Genomic DNA, 7,640 nt, shown 5'->3' on the forward strand with positions numbered 1-7,640 from the left:
TGTCGTCGATGGTCAGGCGCTACGCGCCAAGGGTGGCGAGGGCTGCAGCCGCGCGGTCAGAAAGTTCACGGCCCGGATGAACTTCCACAGGTCCACTTCGTGGGCGTGGCGCTGGGTCTGCATGAAGCGCTGCTGGCCCAGGTCGAGCAGCTGCGGCTGACGCTTGATCTGCTGCACGGTGTGCCAGGCCGGGCTGCGCAGGGCACGGGCCTGCAGGTAGGCGGCCACGAAGCGCCCGGTCATGTTGGCCAGGTTGCCGATGCCCGACGGCGTGTTGAGGTAGCCGACGAACACCAGGTCGTCGTGCTCGGCCGGCAGCATGCGCAAAAACAGCGAGTCGAAATCGCGCTGCCAGTCGAAGGTCTGCAGCGGCAGAAACGGCAGGTCGATGCCGTAGCCGGTGGCCCATACGATCAGATCGATGGTGGCCACGCTGGCGTCGCAAAAGTGCACCTGCTGGCCGTCGAAATGGCTGATGTCGGGCTTGGCCTGCACATCGCCATGGCCGATGTAGTAGAGAATCTGCGAGTTGAGAATGGGGTGGCATTCGCGAATGCCGTGGTCCGGTGCGGGCAGGCCATAGTCGCGCCCGTCATAGCCGGCGAACTTGAAGCTGCGCTCCACGTGCGCCCAGTATTCGTCCTCGTCGGCAAATTTCGGCGCCTGGTCCATCAGCCATTCCTGGGTCGGCTGGCCATCGATGAACTTGGGCATGTAGTGGTAGCCGCGCCGGGTCGAGTGCAGCGCCAGGCTGGCGGTTTGCGCGGCGTCCACGGCAATGTCGCAACCGGAGTTGCCGCCACCCACCACCAGCACGCGCTTGCCGCGAAACTGTGCCGAGCTGCGGTACGCGCTGGCATGCAGGGTCTGCCCGCTGAAGGTGCCGGGGTACTGCGGCACCTTGGGCGTGCCGAGCAGGCCGTTGCATACCACCACCGCCTCGTAGCGGGCCTGGCGCCCGTCGTCGAAGCTCAGCAGCCAGCCGTCGGCGGTCTTGTCCATGTGGGTGACGCGGGTGTTGAAGCGGGTGTGCTGCTGCAGCTGGCAATGCTCGGCCAGTTGCGTCAGGTAGTCGAACACCTGGGTGTGCCGCGGGTAGTCCGGGTAGTGCTCGGGCATCGGGAAGTCGGCGAACTGGGTGTTGCGCTTGGAGCTGATCAGGTGCACTGCTTCATACATTTTCGAGGCCGGGCCGTCGGGCTGCCAGTTGCCGCCGAAACGCGCGGTGGCCTCGATGATCTCGAAGGCCAGGCCCACTTCGCCGAGGGCCTTTGCCACGCCCAGGCCACTGGCCCCGGCGCCGATGATGGCGATAGTCGGCTGCTGCATTGCATCACTCCCTTGAAGGTGGAAACAGGCGAATTCAGAGCATCGAGCGCAGCAGGTCGCGGGCCTGTTGCTGGCTGATTTCCCGACGGGCCAGGCGGTCGAGAATGTCTTGTGGCGTCAACGCGGGCGCAGCGTGCGGTGGCGCCGGCAGCGGTGGGCTGCTCACCGTGGGCGGCGTACTGATCCAGTAGCGACGACGCAAGAATTCATAGCCGGGCAGCGGCACCTTTCGCCACGCCTGGGTCGCCGCTGGCGGCGTCGCGGGCAGGTGCGCATCGAGCCAGGTGCGGGCCAGCGCCGCACACTCGGGCGCAGGGGCCGGGCCACTGAGCAGCACCCGTGCTTCGTCGCCCGGCGGGCTCATCAACCATTCGCTCAACTGCCGGCGCAGCGCGTCGAAGTCGTCGGCCACCACGGCCAACCGTGCTTGCTCGAACGCCTGGCGCCCGTGCAGCAGGGTGCTGGCGACGTCCCGCGTGGTGAAGCAGCGCAGGCCCAGGTAGTGCTCGGGGTGCTGCGGTGCCAGGGCGTGTTCATGCTCCAGGCAGTCGACAAAGCGCTGCAGGTAGCTGCGCAGTTGCCCGGCGCTGTGTGCGCTGAATACAAAGGCCTGGGGGCCGGTGGGCGCGGGTGGCGCTTGCAGCGGGGCGTCCTCGATCAGCACATGGGCATTGGCGCCGCCGGCCCCGAACGAACTGATGGCGGCCACCCGTGGCAGGCCATCCGCAGGGTCCGGCCAGTCGGCCAGGCGCTGCTGCACCACGAAGGGCGTGTTGCTGAAATCGATGTTCGGGTTCAGCGGCTGGGCATGGATGGACGGCGCCAGTTGCCGGTGCTTGAACTGCAGCAGCACCTTGGTCAACGCGGCCATGCCGGCGGCCGATTCCAGGTGGCCGATATTGGCCTTGATCGAGCCGATGGGGCAGCGCCACTCGCTGGGTACCTGGGCGGCCAGGGCCTTGCCCAGGCCACGGATCTCGATCGGGTCGCCCAGGCTGGTGCCGGTGCCGTGGGCCTCGATATAGCCCAGCCTGGCGGCGGGCAGGCCCGAGCGCTGCAGGGCGCGGCCGATCACCTGGGCCTGCGATTCGGCGTTGGGCACGGTATAGCCCGAGGTGCGCCCGCCATGGTTGAGCTCGCTGCCACGGATCACCCCGTACACGTGGTCGCCGTCGCGCAGGGCCTGGGCCAGCGGCTTGAGCAGCACCACGCCCACGCCTTCACCCGGCACGTAGCCGTCGCCGCCGGCGCCGAAGCTGCGGCACTGGCCCTGGGTGGAGGCGAAGTTCAGCTCGCACAGCATGCGGTACTTGTATGGGTGCAGCGACAGGTTCACCCCGCCGGCCAGGGCCAGCTCGCAACTGCCGCTGCGAATCAGGTCGCAGGCCAGGTGCAGGCTGGTGAGCGACGACGAACACATGCTGTCGACGGCGAACGAGGGGCCTTCAAGGTCCAGGCAGAACGACACGCGGTTGGCGATCGAGGCATACGAGGAGTTGGTCAGGGTCACCGGCCGCGCGGGCCAGCTCGACGCACCATAGAACTGGTACTCGCCGTACATCACCCCCGCGACCACCCCCACGCGGCGTCGCTCGACGCCCGGCTGGCGCGGCCCGCACAGGCTCTGCGGGGTATAGCCGGCGTCTTCCACGGCATGCCAGGCGGTTTGCAGAAACAGGCGCTCCTGCGGGTCCATGCGCTCGGCGTCGCGCGGCGAGATGCCGAAGAACAGCGGGTCGAAACAGTCGAAATCATCCACCAGGCCGCCCCAGCGCGCATACAGCTGGTCGTCGCCGCCCGGTTGCTCCCAGCGCGAGGTCACTTCGCTGATCAGGTCATCGCCGGCCGCCAGGTGCTGCCACAGCGCCTGGGCATCGCGTGCGCCGGGGTAGCGCCCGGCCAGGCCGATGATCGCGATGTCCTGGCGTTGGGTGTCGGCAGTGCCCTGCGTGACCACCGACAGCGCGGGTGCTGGCGGCTTGACCACCACGGGGCCCGGTGCCAGCCGGGCGACTTCGGCCGGGTGCTCGTTGCCGAGCAGGGCGGCCAGCTCGCGCAGGCTGCGCACTTCGAACAGCACGGTCTTCGACAGGGTGGGGAAGTGCTGTTCAAGCCGGCCGTTGAGTTCCATCACCAGGATCGAGTCCAGGCCGAATACCTCCAGCGAGGTGTCGGGGTCGACCTTGTCCAGCGGCGTGGCCGTCACCTCGGCCAGTTGACGGGTGAGGTAGTCGAGCAGGCAGGGCGCGTCGCTGGCCGCCTGCGGCGCGACCTGCACGGGCGGGGCAGGCGGCGCCTCGATGCCGAACAACCGTGCAACCGCGTCGCGCTTGCCGCACACCGGGATCAACACCGCTTGCGCCAAGGCGAGGCAGCGCAGGAACGTGGCCACCCCCTGATCGCTCGGCAACAGGGCCAGGCCATGGCGAGCCAGCCATTGGCGCACCGGCGCCGGGGCCTGCATGCCGTTGTCGGTCTGCCACAGTGGCCAGGCAATCGACAGCGAGCGGCCCTGGCGCTGGCCGCTGGCACAGCGCTGCTGGCGGGCCTGCACGAAGCGGTCGAGCCAGGCGTTGGCCAGCGCGTAGGCGCTCTGCCCGACATTGCCGTACACCCCGGCCAGCGACGAGCACACCATGAACAGTTTCAGCGGGTCATCGGCGGTGGCTGCATCCAGATGGCGGGCGGCCAGGGTCTTGCCCTGGAGTACGCTGGCGCGCTCCTGGGCAGGTTGCCGCAGGAAGAACCCGTCCTGCAGAACCCCGGCACAGTGAATCACCCCGTGGCAGGCGCCATAGCGCTGGCGAATGCTGGCCAGGGCAGTGTGCAACGAGTCGGCATCGGCGCAGTCGGCCTGCCAGTAGGCGGCATCGTCGGCGCCCAGGTGCGTGAGGCGCTGCAGCCATCGGGCAGCGTCTGCATCGAGGGCGCGACGGCCCAGCACGGCCAGGCGCAGGCCGCCGAGGCTCGCCAGCGCTTCACCCAGTGCACGGCCGACGGCCCCCAGCCCGCCGCTGATCACCAGCACATCGCCGGCGCTCAGTTGCGTCGGCGCTGTGCCGGCACCCGGGGTGACAAAGCGCAGGCTCGCCACGCGGCGTTGCCCTTCGCACAGCGATACCCGGTTGACACCGGGCTGCGCAGCCGCAAGCAGTTCGTGCGCCAGCGCTTCACGCTCTGCGCTGCCGGGCTGGCGGCTGGTTTCGATCAGGTTGGCGCTCAGGCTGGGGATCTCCTGCACCACCGAGCGCAGCAGCCCTTCAATGGCACTGACAGGGCCGGGGTGCAGCACGATCCGGGTATGCAGCGCGGGGGTGTTCTGGCCCTGGCACAGGTGGCGCAGCAGGTCTGCGGTGGCCAGGGCGGCGTCCAGCCCTTCGCCCAGGCCGGCGTCCTGGCTGCCGGTGCTGCGCAGGTCGATCAGCAGGCGTGCGGGTACTTGCTGCTGGCTGGTCAGCAGGCGCAGCAACAGGTCGATGTGGCGCGCATCGCCCAGGTCGGCCTCGACGGTGCGTGGTGAGGTGTAGTGGAACTGCTGCGCGGGTACCAGTCGCCAGGCGGCGTCACGCAGTTGCGCGGGTAACTGGGCGAAGGCTTGCGGGTCGTCGCACAGCAGCAGTGTGGTGGGCATCGGCCCGGGGGTGGCCGGGGCGGCGGGCTGGTGCTGCCAGTAGGGTTCGAGCAGATGCACGGCATGCTCGGGGTCGACGCGGTACTCGCGAAAGGCAAAGGCCTCGATGTCCATCAGCACCTGGCCGTCTGCATCGAACACCCGGAAGTCGTACAGGCGCATCTGGCTGCCCTGGGCAGCACGCGGGCGCACGTGCACGAAGCAGCGCTCGGTCAAGGGCCGGTAGCCGTGCAGGGCCTGGCAGGCGTAGGGCACGAAGGTGGTGTCGATCTGTGCATTGCCTTGGGCGGCGGTGACGAAGGCGCTTTGCAGCACCGCATCGAGCAACGCCGGGTCCAGCGTGCTCAGCGGTTCGCCCTGGCGCTGCTCGGGGCGCCAGTGCAGTTCGGTAAGCGCCTGTTGCTCGCCCAGCCACGCGCCGGCAATGCAGCGCAGGGTGGGGCCGTAGGCGATGCCCAGGCGCTCGAGGGTGGGGTACAGCGCGTCGAGGGCCAGCGGTCGGGTGCACTCGCTGCGCACCTGCGCCAGGCTTGGCAGGCTGTCGGCGGGCACCTGCACGGCGCGGCACTCGCCACGAAAACTCGGGGTGGGGTCACTGGCCGGCAGCGGCTGGAACGCCAGGCGCACACCGTCGTGGGTGCGCTCGCTGCGGCATTCGATGCTGCGCTGCTGGCCGGGCTCGACGCGGATCGGGCTGGCCCAGGTCAGCTTGTGCAGGGTCAGCGGCAGGTCCAGGCCGTGGCGGCGCGCCTGGTTGCAGCACAAGTCGATGTAGGCGGCGGCGGGCAGCACCGGCTGGCCCTGCACCACATGGTCGCGCAGAAAGAACTGGCCGGCATCCAGGTGCAGCTGGGTGCTGGCGTGGGGCGCGGCCGACGCCACACGCGGCACCCAGTAGCGGTCCCTGGCAAAGGGGTAGAGCGGCGCGGCCAGTGGGCTGGGCGGTTGCGGCCAGAAGCGGCCCCAGCGGGCGAGCGTGCCGTCTACCCAGGCGGCTGCCAGTTCATCGGGGGCGCTGGCGCTCAGCTCGCGCGTTGGTGTGCCGGGCAGCAGCCGGCCCTGATAGCCCCCCGGCATCGATTGCACGAAGCGCTCCAGGCCAGCCTGCAACTGCGTCAAGTCGGCAGCTACCAGCGCGAAGCGATGGTCGAACGCCGGGCGGCAGCATTGCAGGGTGTAGGCGAGCTGGTTGGCCGATGCGTCGGGGTGGCGTTGCAACCAGGCCAGCAGGGCGGCGGCCTGTTCGCGCACTTGCGCTTGGCTGCGCGCCGACAGCGGGTACACCGCCGGGCCCGTGCTGGCGCTCGACGGTGTGGGTTCGGGGGCCTGTTCGACAATCACATGGGCATTGGCGCCGCCAGCGCCGAACGAGCTGATGCCGGCGCGGCGCGGGCCGTTGTCGCTGGTCCAATCGCGCGTGTCACGCACGATCTGCAGGTGGCTGTGCTCTAGCCCGGCGTCGGGGTTCAGCACCCTGGCATGCAGCGACGGCGCCAGGCGCCGGTGCTGCAACTGGAGCACCACCTTGCTCAGCCCGGCCATGCCGGCGGCCGCTTCCAGGTGGCCGAAATTGGCCTTGATCGAGCCGACATGGCAGGTCGCCGAGTGTTGCCCGCCCAGTGCCTGCCTGAGCCCTTGCAACTCGATGGGGTCGCCCAGGCGCGTGCCGGTGCCGTGGGCTTCGATGTAGCTGATGCTGGCGGCCGGTACCCTGGCATCGGCCAGCGCCCGCTCGATCAGCGCGGCCTGGGCACCGGCGCTGGGCACGGTGTAGCCGTTGGTGCGCCCGCTGTGGTTGATCGCACTGCCCTTGATCACTGCCAGTATCCGGTCGCCGTCGCGCCGGGCCACCTCGAGCGGCTTGAGCACCACGGCCGCAACCCCTTCACCGGGCACGAAGCCGTCCGCCTCGCTGCCGAACGCATGGCAACGTCCGGTGGGCGAGAGCATGTGCTGCTGGCACAACTGCACGTACTTGGCGGGGTGGGTATAGAGGTTGACCGCACCTACCAGCGCTGCCCGGCACTCGCCCTTGCGCAGGCTGTCGATGGCGCTGTGCAATGCCGTGAGCGATGACGAGCAGGCGGTGTCGATGGCCAGGCTCGGCCCGCACAAGTCCAGGGCGAACGACACCCGGTTGGCCACCGACCACGGCAGGCCACTGGGGATCGCCGGTTGCCCGGCCTGCCACAGGGCAGGGCCGAGCAGGGGGTAGGTGTTGCTGGTGATCCCGACGAACACGCCGACATCCAGCGCACCCTGGGCGCCGCGCAGCAACTGGCCGCGCTCGCCCAGGTGGCCGCTGTCTTCCAGGGCATGCCAGGCGCATTCGAGAAACAGCCGCTCCTGCGGGTCGAGGCAGGCGGCTTCACGCGGGGCGATGGCGAAGAACTGCGCATCGAACCGATCGATATCGGGTAGAAAACCGCCCCATTTGGCATAGCTCAGGCCGCTGCTGCGGGCGTCGGTGCCCGCGGCGAAAAAACCGTCCAGCGGCCAGCGCTCGGCGGGTATCTCGCTCACCGAGTCGACACCCGCCAGCAGGTTGCGCCACAGCGCATCCAGGTCGTCGGCACCGGGGAAGCGGCCATGCAGGCCGACAATGGCGATATCGCCAGCGGGCTCCTCGTTGCACGGCGCCAGGAGGGCAATCGAGGGCCAGGCCTCGACGCCTGCGGCT

The 7,640-nt window shown here is 69.5% G+C and carries 2 protein-coding genes; both read right to left on the reverse strand.

Features of this window, described 5'->3' with window-relative positions:
- Positions 1-12: 12 nt before the first annotated feature.
- Positions 13-1,329 (reverse strand): flavin-containing monooxygenase, encoded by a 1,317-nt coding sequence (locus tag JZZ72_RS23690; RefSeq protein ID WP_210015255.1) that lies wholly within the window; start codon positions 1,327-1,329, stop codon positions 13-15.
- 34 nt (positions 1,330-1,363) lie between these two features.
- Positions 1,364-7,640: SDR family NAD(P)-dependent oxidoreductase (locus JZZ72_RS23695; protein WP_210015256.1), on the reverse strand; the 6,277-nt coding region annotated here is incomplete at its 5' end.

The sequence above is a fragment of the Pseudomonas palmensis genome (assembly GCF_017848315.1).
GTDB lineage: Bacteria > Pseudomonadota > Gammaproteobacteria > Pseudomonadales > Pseudomonadaceae > Aquipseudomonas > Aquipseudomonas palmensis.